The organism is Salmonella sp. SJTUF15591 (genome assembly GCF_043356435.1).
In the GTDB taxonomy this organism is placed as follows: Bacteria; Pseudomonadota; Gammaproteobacteria; order Enterobacterales; family Enterobacteriaceae; genus Salmonella; species Salmonella enterica.
In genome coordinates, this window is sequence record NZ_JBEUJO010000003.1 from 27,374 (window position 1) to 45,047 (window position 17,674).

General features: G+C 54.0%; 16 protein-coding genes. 9 read left to right on the forward strand and 7 right to left on the reverse strand.

Annotated features, from left to right (window positions below; all coding sequences use genetic code 11):
* Nucleotides 1–121 precede the first annotated feature (121 nt).
* The 7 genes from nrfA (at nucleotide 122) to gltP (ending at nucleotide 8,277) form a co-directional block, all read left to right on the forward strand.
* The gene (gene nrfA, locus ABVM99_RS07570) at nucleotides 122–1,558 is read left to right on the forward strand and encodes an ammonia-forming nitrite reductase cytochrome c552 subunit (RefSeq protein WP_023194569.1); all 1,437 of its coding nucleotides are present in this window, start codon (nucleotides 122–124) and stop codon (nucleotides 1,556–1,558) included.
* Nucleotides 1,559–1,602: 44 nt separating this feature from the next.
* Nucleotides 1,603–2,169, forward strand: coding sequence for a cytochrome c nitrite reductase pentaheme subunit (gene nrfB, locus ABVM99_RS07575; RefSeq protein WP_017441244.1), 567 nt, complete (start codon nucleotides 1,603–1,605; stop codon nucleotides 2,167–2,169).
* Nucleotides 2,166–2,837, forward strand: a complete 672-nt coding sequence (gene nrfC, locus ABVM99_RS07580) for a cytochrome c nitrite reductase Fe-S protein (RefSeq protein ID WP_001278025.1) — start codon at nucleotides 2,166–2,168, stop codon at nucleotides 2,835–2,837. Before nrfB ends, nrfC begins: the two co-directional genes overlap by 4 nt.
* The gene (gene nrfD / locus ABVM99_RS07585) at nucleotides 2,834–3,790 is read left to right on the forward strand and encodes a cytochrome c nitrite reductase subunit NrfD (protein ID WP_021001034.1); all 957 of its coding nucleotides are present in this window, start codon (nucleotides 2,834–2,836) and stop codon (nucleotides 3,788–3,790) included. Before nrfC ends, nrfD begins: the two co-directional genes overlap by 4 nt.
* Entirely contained in the window at nucleotides 3,783–6,005 is a 2,223-nt protein-coding gene (gene nrfEF / locus ABVM99_RS07590; RefSeq protein ID WP_023194568.1) for a heme lyase NrfEFG subunit NrfEF, read from the forward strand. Before nrfD ends, nrfEF begins: the two co-directional genes overlap by 8 nt.
* On the forward strand, nucleotides 6,002–6,622 hold the full coding sequence (gene nrfG, locus ABVM99_RS07595) for a heme lyase NrfEFG subunit NrfG (protein ID WP_000083233.1): 621 nt from the start codon (nucleotides 6,002–6,004) through the stop codon (nucleotides 6,620–6,622). The genes nrfEF and nrfG overlap by 4 nt, the downstream gene beginning before the upstream one ends.
* 344 nt (nucleotides 6,623–6,966) lie before the next feature.
* On the forward strand, nucleotides 6,967–8,277 hold the full coding sequence (gltP, locus tag ABVM99_RS07600; protein WP_000793278.1) for a glutamate/aspartate:proton symporter GltP: 1,311 nt from the start codon (nucleotides 6,967–6,969) through the stop codon (nucleotides 8,275–8,277).
* 157 nt (nucleotides 8,278–8,434) lie between these two features.
* Here the strand turns inward: gltP and yjcO are convergent, their stop codons facing one another.
* From yjcO to ABVM99_RS07630, 6 genes are all read right to left on the reverse strand, one after another.
* On the reverse strand, nucleotides 8,435–9,124 hold the full coding sequence (gene yjcO, locus ABVM99_RS07605) for a Sel1 family TPR-like repeat protein YjcO (protein ID WP_000771454.1): 690 nt from the start codon (nucleotides 9,122–9,124) through the stop codon (nucleotides 8,435–8,437).
* Nucleotides 9,125–9,300: 176 nt separating this feature from the next.
* Nucleotides 9,301–11,448: a formate dehydrogenase H subunit alpha, selenocysteine-containing gene (locus ABVM99_RS07610; protein WP_011233236.1), complete on the reverse strand. Its 2,148-nt coding sequence runs from the start codon at nucleotides 11,446–11,448 to the stop codon at nucleotides 9,301–9,303.
* A 365-nt stretch (nucleotides 11,449–11,813) separates the two neighbouring features.
* A complete protein-coding gene (lpxO, locus tag ABVM99_RS07615) occupies nucleotides 11,814–12,722 on the reverse strand; it encodes a lipid A hydroxylase LpxO (protein WP_023194567.1) in 909 nt (302 codons plus the stop codon).
* A 257-nt stretch (nucleotides 12,723–12,979) separates the two neighbouring features.
* Nucleotides 12,980–13,414, reverse strand: coding sequence for an aminoalkylphosphonate N-acetyltransferase (gene phnO, locus ABVM99_RS07620; RefSeq protein ID WP_001526214.1), 435 nt, complete (start codon nucleotides 13,412–13,414; stop codon nucleotides 12,980–12,982).
* 151 nt (nucleotides 13,415–13,565) lie between these two features.
* Complete coding sequence (gene yjdN / locus ABVM99_RS07625; protein WP_001131301.1) at nucleotides 13,566–14,009, reverse strand: VOC family metalloprotein YjdN; 444 nt, start codon at nucleotides 14,007–14,009, stop codon at nucleotides 13,566–13,568.
* A 119-nt stretch (nucleotides 14,010–14,128) separates the two neighbouring features.
* On the reverse strand, nucleotides 14,129–14,464 hold the full coding sequence (locus ABVM99_RS07630; protein WP_000056482.1) for a zinc ribbon domain-containing protein YjdM: 336 nt from the start codon (nucleotides 14,462–14,464) through the stop codon (nucleotides 14,129–14,131).
* 467 nt (nucleotides 14,465–14,931) lie between these two features.
* Here ABVM99_RS07630 and proP point away from each other — a divergent pair, with 467 nt between their 5' ends.
* Together proP and pmrR are read left to right on the forward strand one after the other, a co-directional pair.
* Nucleotides 14,932–16,434, forward strand: a complete 1,503-nt coding sequence (gene proP / locus ABVM99_RS07635; RefSeq protein ID WP_000919710.1) for a glycine betaine/L-proline transporter ProP — start codon at nucleotides 14,932–14,934, stop codon at nucleotides 16,432–16,434.
* 69 nt (nucleotides 16,435–16,503) lie between these two features.
* Nucleotides 16,504–16,593 carry an LpxT activity modulator PmrR gene (gene pmrR, locus ABVM99_RS07640; RefSeq protein ID WP_000844399.1) on the forward strand — a complete coding sequence of 30 codons (90 nt, stop codon included), beginning with the start codon at nucleotides 16,504–16,506 and terminating at the stop codon, nucleotides 16,591–16,593.
* Between the two features lie 7 nt (nucleotides 16,594–16,600).
* On the opposite strand, the gene pmrB is transcribed toward pmrR, so the two are convergent.
* A complete protein-coding gene (gene pmrB, locus ABVM99_RS07645) occupies nucleotides 16,601–17,671 on the reverse strand; it encodes a two-component system sensor histidine kinase PmrB (protein ID WP_001212189.1) in 1,071 nt (356 codons plus the stop codon).
* Nucleotides 17,672–17,674: the final 3 nt, after the last annotated feature.

A 17,674-nucleotide genomic window follows, 5' to 3' on the forward strand; every position in this document is an offset into this window, starting at 1 on the left:
GTGTGGTTATTTGTTACACATAGAGGAGATCAATGTAATAACAGTATTTGTGCGGTTGCTGTTATGGAAAACGATAAAAAATCGCCATTAAAGATAATGGCGCAATCTGGATGAGACCTCTATGGCAAGGAAAACACTACGCGCACGCCGTTTCTTCAGCCTTATATTTCCTTTTTTCTTCATTACCTCTGTTTACGCTGAGCAAACGCCTGAATCCGCAAAAACCGTTACTGTTGAAGCGAAAAATGAAACGTTCGCGCCTCAACACCCCGACCAATATCAGTCATGGAAAGCGACGTCAGAACAGTCTGCCCGTGAAGATGCGCTGGCGGAAGACCCTCGTCTGGTGATCCTGTGGGCGGGCTATCCCTTCTCCCGTGATTACAACAAACCACGCGGCCACGCGTATGCGGTAACTGACGTGCGTGAAACGCTGCGTACCGGCGCGCCAAAAACGGCGGAAGACGGCCCGCTGCCGATGGCCTGCTGGAGCTGTAAAAGCCCCGATGTCGCGCGCCTTATCCAACAAGAAGGCGAAGACGGCTACTTCCATGGCAAATGGGCGCGCGGCGGCCCGGAAATTGTCAACGATTTGGGCTGTGCCGACTGTCATAACACCGCGTCGGACGATTTCGCCCAGGGGAAGCCAGTGTTAACGTTGTCGCGCCCCTATGCTGAACGGGCGATGGAGGCTATCGGCAAACCGTTTGAGAAAGCCGGTCGCTTTGATCAGCAATCGATGGTCTGCGGTCAGTGCCACGTGGAGTACTACTTTGACGGTAAAAACAAAGCCGTTAAGTTCCCGTGGGATGAGGGCATGAAGGTCGAAAATATGGAGCAATACTACGACGCCATCGCCTTCTCCGACTGGACTAACTCGCTGTCGAAAACCCCAATGCTCAAAGCGCAGCACCCGGAATATGAAACCTGGAGCGCGGGCATTCACGGTAAGAACAACGTGACCTGTATCGACTGCCACATGCCGAAAGTACAGAACGCCGAAGGCAAGCTCTACACCGACCATAAAATCGGCAACCCGTTCGACAATTTCGCGCAAACCTGCGCCAACTGCCACACCCAGGACAAAGCGTCCCTGCAAAAAGTGGTCGCCGAGCGTAAACAGGCGATTCATGACCTGAAAATCAAGGTTGAAGATCAGCTGGTACATGCGCACTTCGAAGCGAAAGCCGCATGGGATGCGGGGGCGACAGACGCGGAAATGAAACCGATTCTGAACGATATTCGCCACGCGCAGTGGCGTTGGGATCTGGCGATTGCGTCACACGGTATTCATATGCATGCCCCGGAAGAAGGTCTACGGATGTTAGGCAGTGCGATGGATAAAGCCGCGGATGCCCGAACTAAACTGGCGCGACTGCTGGCGACCAAAGGCATTACCCATGAAATTCCGCTGCCGGATATTTCGACGAAAGAGAAGGCGCAGAAAGCGATTGGTTTGAATATGCAACAAATCAACGCGGAGAAGCAGGACTTCATCAAAACGGTGATTCCGCAGTGGGAAGATCAGGCGCGTAAAAACGGTCTGTTAAGCCAATAACCCCATTCCGCCCCGTAAGGGGCGGATAACTCAACGGAGTGAATATGAGCGTATTACGTTCGTTATTAACTGCTGGGGTGCTGGCGTCAGGCCTGTTCTGGAGCCTGAGTGGAATCACTGCCACGCCAACGCAGCAGGAGTCGGATCAACGCTGGACGGTCACCCAGCAGCGTAATCCGGATGCTGCCTGTCTGGACTGTCACAAGCCGGACACCGAAGGTATGCACGGTAAACATACGGGCGCTATCAACCCGAACAATAAATTGCCGATAACCTGTACCAACTGCCACGGTCAACCGTCGCTTCACCACCGTGAAGGGGTGAAAGATGTGATGCGTTTTAACGACCCGATGTATACGGTAGAGCAACAGAACAGCGTCTGTATGTCCTGCCACTTGCCTGAACAACTGCAAAAAGCGTTCTGGCCGCACGATGTTCATGTTACTAAAGTGACCTGCGCCAGTTGCCATTCCCTGCATCCGCAGCAAGACACGATGCAGACGCTAAGCGAGAAAGGGCGGATCAAAATATGCGTGGATTGCCACAGCGATCAGCGTACTAACCCGCACTTTAATCCGGCGTCCGTTCCGTTGCTTAAGGAGCAGCCATGAGTTGCACCCGACGTCAATTTATTACCCGCGTCGGCGCGCTGGCGGCGGTCAGTGGGATGGCAGGACGCGTTGTAGCGAACACGTTGAATATTAACGGCGTGCGTTATGGCATGGTACACGATGAGTCATTATGCATCGGCTGCACGGCCTGCATGGATGCCTGTCGGGAAGTCAACAACGTGCCGGAAGGCGTATCGCGCCTGACGATTATTCGCAGCGAGCCGCAGGGGACGTTTCCTGATGTGAAATATCGCTTCTTCCGCCACTCGTGCCAGCATTGCGACCATGCCCCCTGCGTTGACGTCTGCCCGACCGGCGCATCATTCCGCGATGCCGCCAGCGGTATTGTCGACGTGAACCCGGACCTTTGCGTCGGCTGCCAGTACTGCATTGCCGCGTGTCCCTACCGCGTGCGCTTTATCCATCCGGTGAGCAAAACGGCGGATAAGTGCGATTTCTGCCGGAAAACCAACCTGAAAGCGGGCAAACAGCCCGCCTGCGTTGAGTCATGCCCGACGAAGGCGCTGACGTTTGGTAATCTGGACGATCCCAACAGCGATATCTCCCGTTTGTTGCGGCAAAAAACTACCTATCGTTACAAGCTGGCGCTGGGCACAAAACCGAAGGTCTACCGCGTTCCCTTTAACTATGGGGAGGTGAGCCAATGACACCCGCTTCTGCATTCCATTTTGCATCACTGGTGTGGGACTGGCCCATCGCCATCTATCTGTTCCTGATTGGCATCTCCGCCGGACTGGTTACGTTGGCGATTCTGCTGCGCCGCTTCCATCCGGAGGCGGGCGGTTCGGACAGCACGCTGTTGCGCACTACGCTGGTGTTAGGGCCGGGGGCGATTATTCTTGGTCTGCTGATTCTGGTCTTCCACCTGACGCGTCCGTGGACCTTCTGGAAGCTGATGTTCCACTACAGCTTTACCTCGGTGATGTCGATGGGGGTGATGCTGTTCCAGTTGTACATGGTGGTGTTAGTGCTGTGGCTGGCAAAAATCTTTGAAAAAGAGGTGATTGCCCTGCAACAGCGTTGGCTGCCGCGGTTAGAGATCGTGCAGAAAGTGTTGGCGCTAATAACGCCGTTTCATCGCGCGCTGGAGACGTTAATGCTGGTACTGGCGGTTCTGCTCGGAGCGTACACCGGCTTTCTGCTGTCGGCGCTGAAATCCTATCCGTTCCTGAATAACCCGATCCTGCCGGCGCTGTTCCTGTTCTCCGGCATCTCCTCCGGCGCGGCGGTGGCGCTGATCGCTATGGCGTTACGCCATCGTAGCAACCCGCACAGCACCGAGGCGCGCTTTGTACATCGCATGGAAACCCCAGTGGTATGGCTGGAGATCTTCCTGCTGGCGGCCTTTTTTATCGGGCTGGCGCTGGGCGATGACGGCAAAATGCGCGCGCTGGCGGCGGCGCTGGGCGGCGGATTCTGGAGCTGGTGGTTCTGGCTTGGGGTCGTAGGGCTGGGATTGATTATCCCGCTGCTGCTGAAGCCCTGGGCAAACCGTAGCGTCACGTTTCACGGCGTGCTGGCCGTTTGCGGCGCCAGTTTGACCGGCGTGCTGCTGCTGCGCTTTTTCATTCTTTATGCGGGACAGCTAACGGTTGCATAATCTGGACATCTTCCTTCCTGAAGCCGGATTTCTGGCGCTGTTGTTGAGTCTCGGGGTCAACGTGTTGACCCCGCTGGCGACGTGGTGCGGGATGGGGCTGCACTGGCGCGGCGTCATGCGCCTGACGACCTGCGGCGCGTGGACGGCGTTCACGCTGCTGCTACTGGCGTTTGCGATTCTGGTTAGCTGTTTTCTGACCAGCGATTTTTCGGTCGTTTATGTTGCGCAGCATAGCCATAGTCAGTTGTCATGGGGACTGAAACTGGCGGCGGTATGGGGCGGTCATGAAGGCTCGCTCCTGCTGTGGGCGCTGCTTCTTTCGGGGTGGACGGCGCTATTCGCCTGGCGCTCCCGGCATGAATCTGACGCGCTTTTTCCGCTGACCCTGAGCATCTTGTCCCTCATTATGGCTTCGCTGCTGCTATTTATTGTGCTGTGGTCCGATCCGTTCCTGCGTATTTTCCCTCCCGCCATGGAAGGGCGCGACCTTAATCCCATGCTGCAACATCTGGGGCTGATCTTACATCCGCCGCTGCTCTATCTGGGTTATGGCGGCCTGATGACCGCGGCGAGCGTAGCGCTGGCCTCGCTACTGTGCGGCGGCTTTAACGCGGCAACCGCCTGGGTGTGCTGGCGCTGGGCGTTACCCGGCTGGTGCGCTCTGACGCTGGGGATCATTCTCGGATCGTGGTGGGCGTATTGCGAACTGGGCTGGGGCGGCTGGTGGTTCTGGGACCCGGTGGAAAATGCCTCGTTGTTGCCGTGGCTTGCCGCCAGCGCGTTGCTGCACAGTCTGTATGTCAGCCGCCAGCGCGGGGGCTTCCGTCACTGGTCGTTGCTGCTGGCGATACTGACGCTGATCCTCTCGTTGCTGGGAACGCTGATTGTGCGTTCCGGCATTCTGCTCTCCGTCCATGCTTTTGCGCTGGATAACGTGCGCGCGGTGCCGCTGTTTACCCTTTTTGCCGCGTTAAGTCTGGCATCGCTTGCTCTGTACGGCTGGCGGGCGCGGGAGCCGTATCCGGCGGCGCGTTTGGGCGGCGGAAAGTGCGAAACGCTCATTCTGACGACGCTGCTGCTCTTTAGCGCCGTCTTGTTGATCGTGCTGGTCGGGACGCTCTACCCCATGATTTATGGTTTGATGGGCTGGGGAAGGCTTTCGGTGGGCGCGCCCTATTTTAATCGCGTCACGCTGCCGTTTGGCCTGCTGATGCTGGTGGTTATCGTGCTGGCGACAATCAGAAGCCGCAAAGTCTCTGTGCATCGTCAGCTTCCGGCGTTGCTGGCGCATACGGGCGTATTTATCTTCGCCGCCGGGATCATGGTTTCCAGCGGCAGTCGGCATGAAATCAGCCTTAACCTCAGCCCCGGTCAGCAGGTGGTACTGGCGGGCTACATTTTCCGCTTTGAGCGTCTGGATCTGGAGGCCAAAGGCAACTACACCAGTGAAAAAGCGCTGATCACGTTGTGGCGGAATGAAAAACGCATTGGCAGCCTGCAGCCTGAAAGGCGCTTCTATGCCGCGCGTCGCCAGCAAATGATGGAGCCGGGGATTCACTGGAACCTGCTACATGACTGGTACGCGGTGATGGGCGAAAAAACCGGAGCGGACCGTTACGCCATGCGCTTATACGTGCAGACCGGCGTGCGCTGGATCTGGGGAGGGGGATTGTTGATGGTGTGTGGAGCGCTGCTGAGCGGATGGCGGGGGAGGAAGCATCCTGAGTTATTGCCTGATGGCGCTGCGCTTATCAGGCCTACGAGTGAAAAGCATGGTAGGCCGGATAAGGCGTTTACGCCGCCATCCGGCAAGACGATGTTACTTGTGGCTTTTCTGATTTTTCTGCCTTTTAGCACCCACGCCCAGGTGGTGGATACCTGGCGCTTTGACAATCCACAACAGCAGGAAAAAGCGCTGTCTATTGCCGGTCAACTGCGCTGTCCGCAGTGTCAGAACCAGAATTTGCTGGAATCCAATGCGCCCGTGGCGGTCAGTATGCGCCATCAGGTTTACAGCATGGTGGCCGAAGGTAAAAGCGAAGCGGAAATCACCGCCTGGATGACCGACCGTTATGGTGATTTCGTACGCTACAACCCGCCGTTGAATGAGCAAACGCTGCTGTTGTGGGCGCTGCCGTACCTGCTGTTATTGCTGGTGGGCGTGGTAGTCTGGCGGGTGAGAAAGCGTCAGCACGCAGAAGAGGGAGAACAATGAGCCAGTCTGAACACTCCACTGCGCCGTTACGTCCCATGCCCGTAAAGCGTCTGGCGGCTGCGGCGGTGTTGATGGTGGCTGCCTGTGTCGGCGGCTATCTGTTGACGCCGAAATGGCAGGCTGTGCGTAGCGAGCAACAGCGTCTGGCCGATCCGCTACGTGACTTTACGAACCCGCAAACGCCAGAGGCGCAGCTTTCCAGGCTGCAAGAAAAAATCCGCGCCAATCCGCAGGATAGCGAGCAATGGGCGCGGCTGGGCGAGTATTATCTCTATCGCAATGCGTATGACAATGCGCTGCTGGCATATCGTCAGGCGTTGCGTCTGCGAGGCGATAACGCGCAGCTTTTCGCCGCGCTGGCAACGGTGCTGTATTACCAGGCCGGACAACATATGACGCCTGCGACGCGTGAAATGATTAATAAAGCGTTAGCGCTGGATGCGACAGAAGTGACCGCGCAGATGCTGCTGGCGGCGGATGCGTTTATGCAGGCGGATTATGCGCAAGCCGTGTCGCTGTGGCAAACCTTACTGGATGCTAACTCGCCGCGAGTGAATCGCACGCAGCTGGTAGAGGCCATTAATTTGGCTAAATTGTTACAAAATCGGCAGAAATAATTTTTTCTTTTTTGTGACTTTTGTCATGTGTGCTGTTTAAAAAAACGGCGAATGAGACACAAGTAAAAATTAATTACCTCAGTGTATTATTCGTTTTTGACGAAGTAAAAAACTTTCCATAACAAATAGTTATTCATCATTAACGCCATAAACTCGCGTTATTATGCATAAAAACAGCCAAAAGCCCTGTTATGAAAGGGTTGCGCAAGACGCTATGCAAATGATACTGATTATGCGCGTTAAAAAACTCTACAAACCAACGCAACACAAATCATACCCTTTCAGTATGTATTGCTCTCATGCTTTCGGCGGAGAGCAACGCTTCATCGAGGAAGTCTGTTGTTATGAAAAATTTGAAAGTCAGCCTGGCCTGGCAAATTTTGCTGGCTATGGTGCTGGGCATTCTGTTGGGCAGCTATCTGCATTATCACAGTGACAGTCGTGAATGGCTGATTGCCAACCTGCTGTCGCCTGCTGGCGATATCTTTATCCACCTGATTAAAATGATCGTCGTGCCGATCGTGATCTCGACTCTGATTGTCGGCATCGCCGGCGTTGGCGATGCAAAACAGCTAGGCCGTATCGGCGCCAAAACCATTCTCTATTTTGAACTGATCACTACGGTGGCGATTATCCTCGGCATTACGCTGGCGAATGTCTTTCAGCCAGGCTCAGGCATTGATATGTCGCAACTGGCGACCGTCGATATTTCGAAATACCAGAACACCACGGCGGAAGTACAAAGTCATGCGCATGGGCTGATGGGGACGATACTGTCGCTGGTGCCGACCAATATCATCGCATCGATGGCCAAAGGGGATATGCTGCCAATTATCTTTTTCTCGGTCCTGTTTGGGCTGGGGTTGTCATCCCTGCCGGCAACGCACCGCGAACCGCTGGTGACGGTATTTCGTTCCATCTCTGAAACCATGTTTAAAGTCACCCATATGGTGATGCGCTATGCGCCAGTGGGCGTTTTTGCGCTGATCGCCGTCACGGTGGCGAATTTTGGTTTCGCGTCGCTGTGGCCGCTGGCGAAACTGGTGCTGCTGGTACACTTTGCCATTATCTTCTTTGCGCTTGTAGTGCTGGGCATCGTGGCGCGCCTGTGCGGGTTAAGTATCTGGATTCTGATTCGCATTCTGAAAGATGAATTGATTCTGGCGTACTCGACCGCCAGCTCTGAGAGCGTGCTGCCGCGCATTATCGAGAAGATGGAAGCTTACGGCGCGCCAGCCTCTATCACCAGTTTCGTGGTACCGACCGGTTACTCATTTAACCTCGACGGCTCCACGTTATACCAGAGCATCGCCGCCATTTTTATCGCGCAGCTATACGGTATCGACCTGTCGCTGTGGCAGGAAATTGTACTGGTGCTGACGCTGATGGTGACGTCGAAAGGGATTGCCGGCGTGCCTGGCGTTTCCTTCGTGGTGTTACTGGCGACGCTGGGCAGCGTGGGCATTCCGCTGGAAGGGCTGGCGTTTATCGCTGGTGTCGACCGTATCCTCGACATGGCGCGTACTGCGCTAAATGTGGTGGGGAATGCGCTGGCGGTGCTGGTGATCGCCAAGTGGGAACACAAGTTTGACCGCAAAAAAGCGCTGGCCTACGAGCGCGACGTGCTGGGCAAATTTGATAAGACCGCCCAATAACGGATTGCCGGATGGCGCTTTGCTTATCCGGCCTACAGCGAAAGAGAATGTAGGCCGGATAAGGCGTTCACGCTGCCACCCGGCAACCTACTCCGGGTTGCCTGATGGCGCTACGCTTATCAGGCCTACAACGACTACGTTCATCCGACAATAAACATCAGCCATTTGTTAGCGTTTCGAACTCTTCGCAACCGGTATCAAACCCTTCCAGACAGCTTAGATTCAACCAGTGCAACGCCTTCTGCTTGTTCTTTTCAATAAAGCCCGGTTCACCGTTTAAAAACATCATTCCCGCCCAGTATTCTGAATAGCCGGTACGGGAAATGGCGGAACTGCGTTTGAAATACCAGGCGGCTTTTTCATCATCGGCGGCAATGCCCACGCCGTTGGCGTAAATCAGGCCAAGCAACATTTGCGCATCCACCGCGGAGTCGTTATCCAGATCTTCAGAGGCCTTTTGCAGCAGCGAGATGGCTTTTGGGTAGTCCGGGCGCCCGGCCTGGGTGTTGACCAGGATCCGCGCCAGCGTAATTTCTCCCGCTTTACTGCCCGCGTTAGCCGCCTTTTCAGCCAGCTTTTTCGCGTCGGGATAATCCAGGCTTACCGGATTAGTGATTTTGATTTGCGCCAGTAGCGCGCAGGCGTCGGCGTCGCCACTGTCGGCGGCTTTTTGCGCCCAGTATTCAGCTTTGTTCAAATCGCCATAGCTCAACCAACTGTCGGCCAGAAAATATTGTGCGCGTCTGTCACCTGCCTCTGCTGCCTGCAAATACTGGCTACCCGGCTCAGGATCTGCGGCATGGGCAAAGAATGTCATAAACAACATCAATGCAAGAAGTAGTTTCATTTTGAGTTTTATTTAGGGTACGGAAAAGACAGTATAAAGAGATCGTATGGATAAAAAAACAGCCTCCGGGCGGAGGCTGTTATAGGGAAAATGCCTGATGGCGATGCTAATGCATCTAATCAGGCCTACAGTAGACGCAGGCCGAATAAAGCATTCTGATGCCGCCATCCGGCAGATCAACCCATTGCGCTTTCGCGCAGGCGGGTTTTCAGCTTGTTGTACTCATCAATCACATACTGCTCGGCGGCTCGCTGATCGGCGATCGGCTCAACGCGTACGGCGCAGTATTTGTACTCCGGCGTTTTGGTAATCGGGCTGAGGTTTTCAGTCACCAGCTCGTTACAGGCGCCAATCCACCACTGGTAGGTCATGTAAATCGCCCCTTTGTTTGGGCGATCGCTGACCTGCGCGCGGGTGATGATTTTGCCTTTGCGCGAATGAACCCACACCAGCGCTTCATCTTCAATGCCCAGACGCGCGGCGTCGGCGGTATTGATTTGCGCATAGCCCGGTTCATCGGCCAGCGCGGCCAGCGCCGCACAGTTACCGGTCATTGAGCGGCAGGAGTAGTGGCCGACTTCGCGCACCGTCGACAGTACCATCGGGTACTCTTCGGTGAGTTTATCGATAGGCGCTACCCAGTCGCAGGTGAAGAACTGCGCCAGACCGTTGGGGGTATCGAACTTCTCTTTAAAGAGGTACGAGGTTCCCTGATCGGCATCCGACGTGTCGCGGCATGGCCACTGGATATAGCCCAGCTCGCCCATTTTCTCGTAAGTGGCGCCGTAGAAATCCGGGCACAGATGACGCAACTCATCCCAGATCTCCTGGGTATTGTTGTAGTGCATCGGATAGCCCATCCGGGTGGCGATTTCACTGATAATCTGCCAGTCGGTTTTCAGGTCCCACTTCGGTTCAACGGCTTTAAAGAAGCGCTGGAAGCCACGGTCAGCCGCAGAGAAGACGCCTTCATGCTCGCCCCACGAAGTGGAGGGTAAAATCACATCCGCCGCCGACGCGGTTTTGGTCATGAAGATATCCTGCACGATGACCAGTTCCAGATCCTCAAACGCTTTACGTACTGCAGAGAGTTCCGCATCGGTTTGCAGCGGATCTTCACCCATAATGTACGCCGCGCGCACTTCGCCATGCGCCGCACGGTGCGGCAGCTCGCTGATGCGATAGCCGGTATGCGCAGGCAGACTTTCTACGCCCCAGGCTTTAGCGAACTTCTCGCGGTTTTCCGGGAACTTAACGTACTGGTAGCCTGGATAAGTATCCGGCAGCGCGCCCATATCGCACGCGCCCTGAACGTTGTTCTGGCCGCGAACCGGGTTAACGCCCGCGCTTGGCTTGCCGAGGTTACCGGTCAGCATCGCGAGGCTGGTCAGTGAACGCACGGTTTCCACACCCTGATAGAACTGGGTGACGCCCATACCCCACAAGATCGCTGCGCTTTTCGCGCTGGCATACATCCGCGCCGCCTGACGAATTTCCTGTGCGCTCACGCCAGTGATCTCTTCGACGGACTCCGGCGTATAGCCTTCGACAATCTTACTGTACTCTTCAAAACCTTCGGTACGGCTGGCGACAAACGCTTTGTCGTACAGGTTTTCTTCAATAATGACATGCCCCATTGCGTTGAGCAGCGCGATATTCGAGCCGTTTTTCAACGCGATATGCATGTCAGCGATGCGCGCGGTTTCAATTTTGCGCGGATCGCAGACGATAATTTTCGCCCCGTTGCGTTTAGCGTTAATCACATGATTCGCCACGATAGGGTGGGAATCCGCCGGGTTATACCCGAAGACGAACACTAAATCAGTGTTATCAATTTCGTTGATCGCATTACTCATTGCGCCGTTACCGACCGATTGGTGCAGACCTGCAACCGATGGGCCGTGTCAGACGCGAGCGCAGCAGTCAACGTTATTGGTACCAATAACGGCGCGTGCGAATTTTTGCATTACATAGTTGGTTTCATTTCCGGTACCGCGAGAGGAGCCGGTTGTCTGGATTGCATCCGGACCGTACTTCGCTTTGATGGCGCTCAAACGTTCAGCGACGTAATTGAGCGCTTCATCCCAGGAAACAGATTCCAGTTTGCCGCCACGCTGGCGACGGATCATTGGGGTTTTCAGGCGCGGGGTCAGGATCTGGGTATCATTAATAAAATCCCAGCCGTAGTAGCCCTTCAGACACAGGGTACCCTGGTTGGTTTTCCCCTGCGCCGCCTCAGCCCGGACGATTTTGCCGTTATCGACCACCAGATTGATTTTGCAACCTGATGCGCAATACGGGCAAACCGTGACGACTTTTTTCATCGGTTTCGCTCCAGTTAATCAAATCGCGCATACGCGCTGTCGCCCTCAGTATGCATGTTTTATGCCACTTTTTTAGTATGGGCTTTCCCTGATATTACGGGCGAATTTTGCTCAAAACCCTGACGAAAAACAGGCTATCGTCAGTTTTGACGTGTCGAAAGAAAATACCGCATGACATTTATTATGGGGAGAAACGCGGAGCGCAGGCCAGATAGGGCGGAGCCGCCATCCGGCAATCTGCTCTGCCTGAAGTGGGGGTTTTTAATAAATTATCCGGATGGATAGACTCAAGGCCAGGGAACGCTTTGAGACTAACGCCAGGATAGAACAGGCCGCGGCAGGCAGTTCCATACCGCGGCCCGGCTTCAGAGGAGGCTGAAAAGGATTATCGCGGCAAAAATAGCGGCAATAACGAGATATTTCAGCGCGTAATAGAGAGTGCGGTTTTTCTTTTTCAGCCGTTGCCCGGCATCGCGTGCTGCGTGAACGTATTTAAAGATGCGATTAATCGCACCGGTGCGATCGTTCTCGTCGTTTGGCGAACTGGCGGCGGACATCAACGATGCGCCGACCCAGTGGTTTACGCTCTGCGCCCAGCGCCATTTCATTGGGCGCTCAATATCGCAAAAGAGGATAATACGCGTCTGCTCAGTTTTATTTTCCGCCCAATGAACGTAGGTTTCGTCGAAGATGACGGCTTCGCCGTCGCGCCAGCTATGGCGCTGTCGATCAACTTCAATAAAACAGCGGTCGTCATTCGGTGTGCTTAATCCAAGATGGTAACGTACTGAACCGGCATAGGGGTCGCGATGTTTTCCCAGATAGGCTCCGGGAGGCAACTCGGCGAACATCGCCGCTTTAATAGAGGGGACGCTGTTGACCAGCTTTGTCGTTATCGGGCATAACGTTTCCGCCGACGGGTGGGCATCGGAATACCATTTAAGGTAAAACCGTTTCCAGCCGCGCTTGAAAAAGGTGTTGAATCCGGCGTCGTTATTGGACTGCGCGGCTTTTATGTGATGCTGAAGCCGTAGCGCCTCTTCACGAATCACCTGCCAGTTTTCCGTCAGCTTCTGCAGCTCTGGAAATGCCGTGGTATCAAAGTACGGCTGCTTTGCCGGTAACGTTGAGAAGCGAGTCATGAACATATTGATCGGCGCCATAAACGTCGAGTGGTCAAAGAGCTGACGGGAAAGTTTTTGTTTTTCCACACCGCGTGAATGCGCATAAATGACGCTGATAATAAAAATACCGATAATGATTGCTGCGAACATAACGTCACTGTCCTTCTAAGAAAACCTCATCCCGGGATTTTCAGGCAACCCTCCCGGTGATGCCAAAGAGAAAAGTGTAGTTCGTTGACAATAAATTTACATTTCTACAACTTAAAAGGGCCATTTTTGCTAAAGAAGCGAGTCAGCCCGTTTAACCTTTATCCAGGCTTGCCGACAGTAGAATTGAGATGGCTCCGCTACTTCACCCGGTGACGGCTGATTACGTTATGCCTTATCTCCTGATGACGGCTGCCCGATCACAATGCTTTCGTAAACCGAAAATGACTTTGCTTGTAACCTTCGCGAAGATAAAAACGGTGTGCATCGCGGCGTTTAATATTTGTGGAAAGCTCCGTTAGCTCGGCGCCCGCCTGACGTGCTTCTTCTTCTGCCCAGGCCAGAAGCTGACTGCCAATTTTTTGTCCCCGCATCGGCGGTAATACCACCAACTCCTGAATTTCGCCAATCCAGTTGGCATGATGGAGATGAAACTGCATATGCAGGCTGATCATGCCGACTACCTCTCCGTTGCGCAGCGCTAAACGATAATGAACGTTGGGGTCCAGTAAATTAGCGGCAAATCCATCCCTGAAAGCCTGATAATCAAGCTCATTTTTAAGTAACTCACAGATAAGCGCGTAAACAGAATCGGTATCCTCTGTTGTCGCGTGGCGTAATTCACAGACTGGCATAATGTCCTCCCGACGCTTCATCAGGATCAACCATCTTTCGCCAGACTGTAGCAAACTACCGTCATGATTTATTCTATGACAGTTAAACGGCGGATAACGTACAGCCAAAGATCACTCTGATGGCAAGGGGGAGGGCGATCCTCCCGGGGAGTTAGGTGGCAGGCTGATGTTTAACCACGTTAATCATCCACGGCACACCGAAACGATCGCTGACCTTGCCGAAACCCTGCGCCCAGAAGGTCTCCTGCCAGTCCATTTCGATTTGCCCTTGTGCGGCAAGGTTATCAAACCAGCGCTTCCCTTCTGCTACATCCTGGGTATCAAGCACCAGCGTAAAGCCGGAATAATGCGCCGTTCCCGACGCGCTGGCATCACTCATCATGATATCGCTGCCGGCAATGCGCATGTTGGCGTGGGCGATAGCAGTATCGGGAAAGCGCATTCCTGACGGGCAGCCCTCTTCGTTATCCGCCGCCGAGGGGGGCATTTCACCGAAGCTGAGTTTATAAAGCAGTTCTGCGCCTAACGTTTGTTGATAATACGCGATGGCGTCGGCACAGTTGCCGGCAAAAGAGAGATAGGGACTTAACGGCATGATGGTTACCTCAGGTAAGAGATGCTCGTTAAGTGTAGTTCGAAATTGGCACAATATTGTTGGTGGCAGGGCCGCTCAGGCCCGGTAAGCGAGGCGCTACCGGGCAATGACGCGGTAAATCAGTTCTTTTTCACGAACTCGGATTTCAGTTTCATCGGGCCAAAACCATCGATTTTGCAGTCGATGTTATGGTCGCCTTCAACCAGACGAATGTTCTTCACTTTGGTGCCGATTTTCAGCATGGAAGAGCTGCCTTTTACTTTCAGATCTTTCACGATGGTGACGCTATCGCCGTCCGCCAGCAGGTTGCCGTTGGCGTCTTTGACAATCAGTTCATCGCTCTCCTGAGCGGGTTCCGCATCGTTCCATTCGTGAGCGCATTCCGGGCAGATGAACATGCCGTTATCTTCGTAGGTATATTCGGAGTTACATTGCGGGCAGTGGGGTAATGACATGTTGGTATCCTCAAAAAGTCAGCGGGGGCAAACGCGCCCAAAAATGGCAGATCGCCGAAAAAGGCCGCAATTATACACAAAATCCTTAGCGTTGTCGGGACTATTGCCGCTTTTATAAAAGGGTCTGCGCCACGCCAGTCAGCAATGGTTTACACTCGAATAACCGCTTTTTTACTGTCACCACAGCGCATTAGGGCGTCCTTATTTACACCTTTTGACCGAATTGACATATATGTGTGAAGTTGATCACATATTTAAACCCTGTTAGGGTAAAAAGGTCATTAACTGCCCATTCAGGCGTCAACAGGTTCGGTTGTACAGTCCGTAACCGGACAGTGTAAGTAAACCTGCTACGCTTGTATGAGGGATAGCGTTCGCGCCCCTCCCTCCGCTCGACGGCGACGCTGGCGCGGTATGCCAGTGCCCGCCGTATATAGCGCTACAGGGCTTAGCCTATGAGGACAGCTATGCTGAAAAGGAAAAAAATAAAACCGATTACACTGGGCGATGTGACCATCATTGATGATGGTAAACTTCGCAAAGCGATTACCGCCGCCTCGCTGGGCAACGCGATGGAGTGGTTTGATTTTGGTGTTTATGGATTTGTTGCCTACGCGTTGGGTAAAGTCTTTTTCCCCGGCGCCGATCCCAGCGTCCAAATGATTGCCGCGCTGGCCACGTTTTCCGTTCCCTTCCTGATTCGTCCGCTCGGTGGGTTATTCTTTGGTATGCTCGGCGATAAATACGGGCGCCAGAAGATCCTGGCGATCACGATTGTGATTATGTCGATCAGTACCTTCTGTATCGGGTTAATCCCCTCTTACGCGACGATCGGTATCTGGGCGCCAATACTGTTGTTGCTGTGTAAAATGGCGCAGGGCTTCTCGGTTGGCGGGGAATATACCGGCGCGTCGATCTTTGTCGCGGAATATTCGCCGGATCGTAAACGCGGATTTATGGGAAGCTGGCTGGATTTTGGTTCCATCGCCGGGTTCGTGCTGGGCGCGGGCGTGGTGGTCTTGATCTCGACGATTGTCGGCGAGGAGAATTTCCTGGAGTGGGGCTGGCGTATTCCGTTCTTTATCGCCCTGCCATTGGGGATTATTGGTCTCTACTTACGCCATGCGCTGGAGGAGACGCCAGCGTTTCAGCAGCACGTGGATAAACTGGAGCAGGGCGACCGCGAAGGGTTGCAGGATGGGCCGAAAGTCTCCTTTAAAGAGATTGCCACCAAACACTGGCGTAGCCTGTTGTCATGTATCGGTCTGGTGATTGCCACCAACGTGACCTACTACATGCTGCTCACCTACATGCCGAGCTACCTGTCGCATAACCTGCACTATTCTGAAGATCACGGCGTGTTGATTATCATCGCCATTATGATCGGGATGCTGTTTGTGCAGCCGGTGATGGGGCTGCTGAGCGACCGTTTCGGTCGACGTCCATTTGTGATTATGGGCAGCATTGCGCTGTTTGCGCTGGCGATCCCGGCCTTCATCCTGATTAACAGTAACGTTATTGGCCTAATTTTTGCCGGTTTGTTGATGCTGGCGGTGATTCTGAACTGCTTTACCGGGGTGATGGCCTCGACATTGCCGGCGATGTTTCCGACGCATATTCGTTACAGCGCGCTGGCGGCGGCTTTTAATATCTCTGTATTGATTGCCGGTCTGACGCCAACGCTGGCGGCCTGGCTGGTGGAAAGCTCGCAGGATCTGATGATGCCGGCGTATTATTTGATGGTCATCGCGGTGATCGGCTTGATTACCGGTATTTCCATGAAAGAGACGGCCAATCGTCCGCTAAAAGGCGCAACGCCAGCGGCGTCGGACATCCAGGAAGCGAAGGAAATTCTGGGTGAGCATTACGATAATATTGAGCAGAAAATCGACGACATCGATCAGGAAATTGCGGAGCTGCAGGTCAAACGTTCGCGTCTGGTACAGCAACATCCGCGTATCGATGAATAAATTTCGCGCTTAAGGTTCGCTTAATCTCTCGCGGGCATACTCTCCTCCATACCTTTGGAGGAGAGCGTCATGAAAAGCTATATTTATAAAAGTTTGACGACCCTGTGTAGCGTGCTGATTGTCAGCAGTTTTATCTATGTGTGGGTCACGACGTATTAAACGCCTGTTATGCCTTTTTCAACAGCACCCAGGCACGGGTGCCTGTTCTTTCCGTACGGTTTTGCAGGAAAAACTGTCCCTGATGTAGCTGGGTGATGCGGCTGACGATACTCAGCCCCAGGCCAATTCCGCCATAACGGCTGTCCATCCGCACGAACGCTTCGCTTAGCTTCCCGCATTTGCTTTCATCAATACCCGGCCCCTCGTCTTCGACCGCCATAATAGCGTCGGGGTCGGCGCTAATGTGGATAGTGATATGGGTTCCTTCAGGGCTATAGCGATGCGCGTTTTCCACCAGATTTCGCAACAGCATACGCAGTAATGTCGCGTCACCGCGCACCACCACGTCCGCCGCGCTTTCCGGCAGCAACAGAGTTTGCTGGCGCGTTTCCAGCATGGTGTTCAGCTCATCGTAGGAGGGGAGGATCACATCTTCCAGCAGTTTTACTTCCTGATAATTCCCGGAAGAGAATGACTGGCCCACGCGCGCCAGTTGCAGAAGCTGGGAGACGCTATCCATCATCTGGTCAAGACGGGCGATAAGCGGCGCGACATCAACATTGTGGGTTTTTGACAATAATTCCAGATGCAAACGCACCCCCGACAGCGGCGTGCGTAGCTCATGGGCCACATCGGCGGTAAAAAGGCGTTCATTGTCGAGCGTGGTGGTCAAACGCGTAACCAGTTGATTGATCGCCGAGACGACGGACTCAATCTCAAGCGTGGAGCTGTGAATGGCGATCGGCGCCAGATTATCCGCCGTCCGCGCTTCCAGCTCTTTTTGCAGTTCGGCGAGCGGACGGGTAATACGCCGTACCGCCTGGTAACAAATTAGCAGCGTCAGGCTAACCATAAATACGCCGGGGACGATCAGGCTGGCGACCGCCTCGCGAATTTCGTGCATGATATGGCGATCGTTATTGCGATTATCCCGCAGCGCCTGCTCGAACAATTGGATTTGCTCAGTGCTTTCATGCCATAACCAGAAGGTACTGATTAACTGGAACACCAGCAGAATAAGACCAATTGTCAGCATTAAACGCTGGCGAAGGGTCATCGCTCTTCGCTGAAAACGCATCAG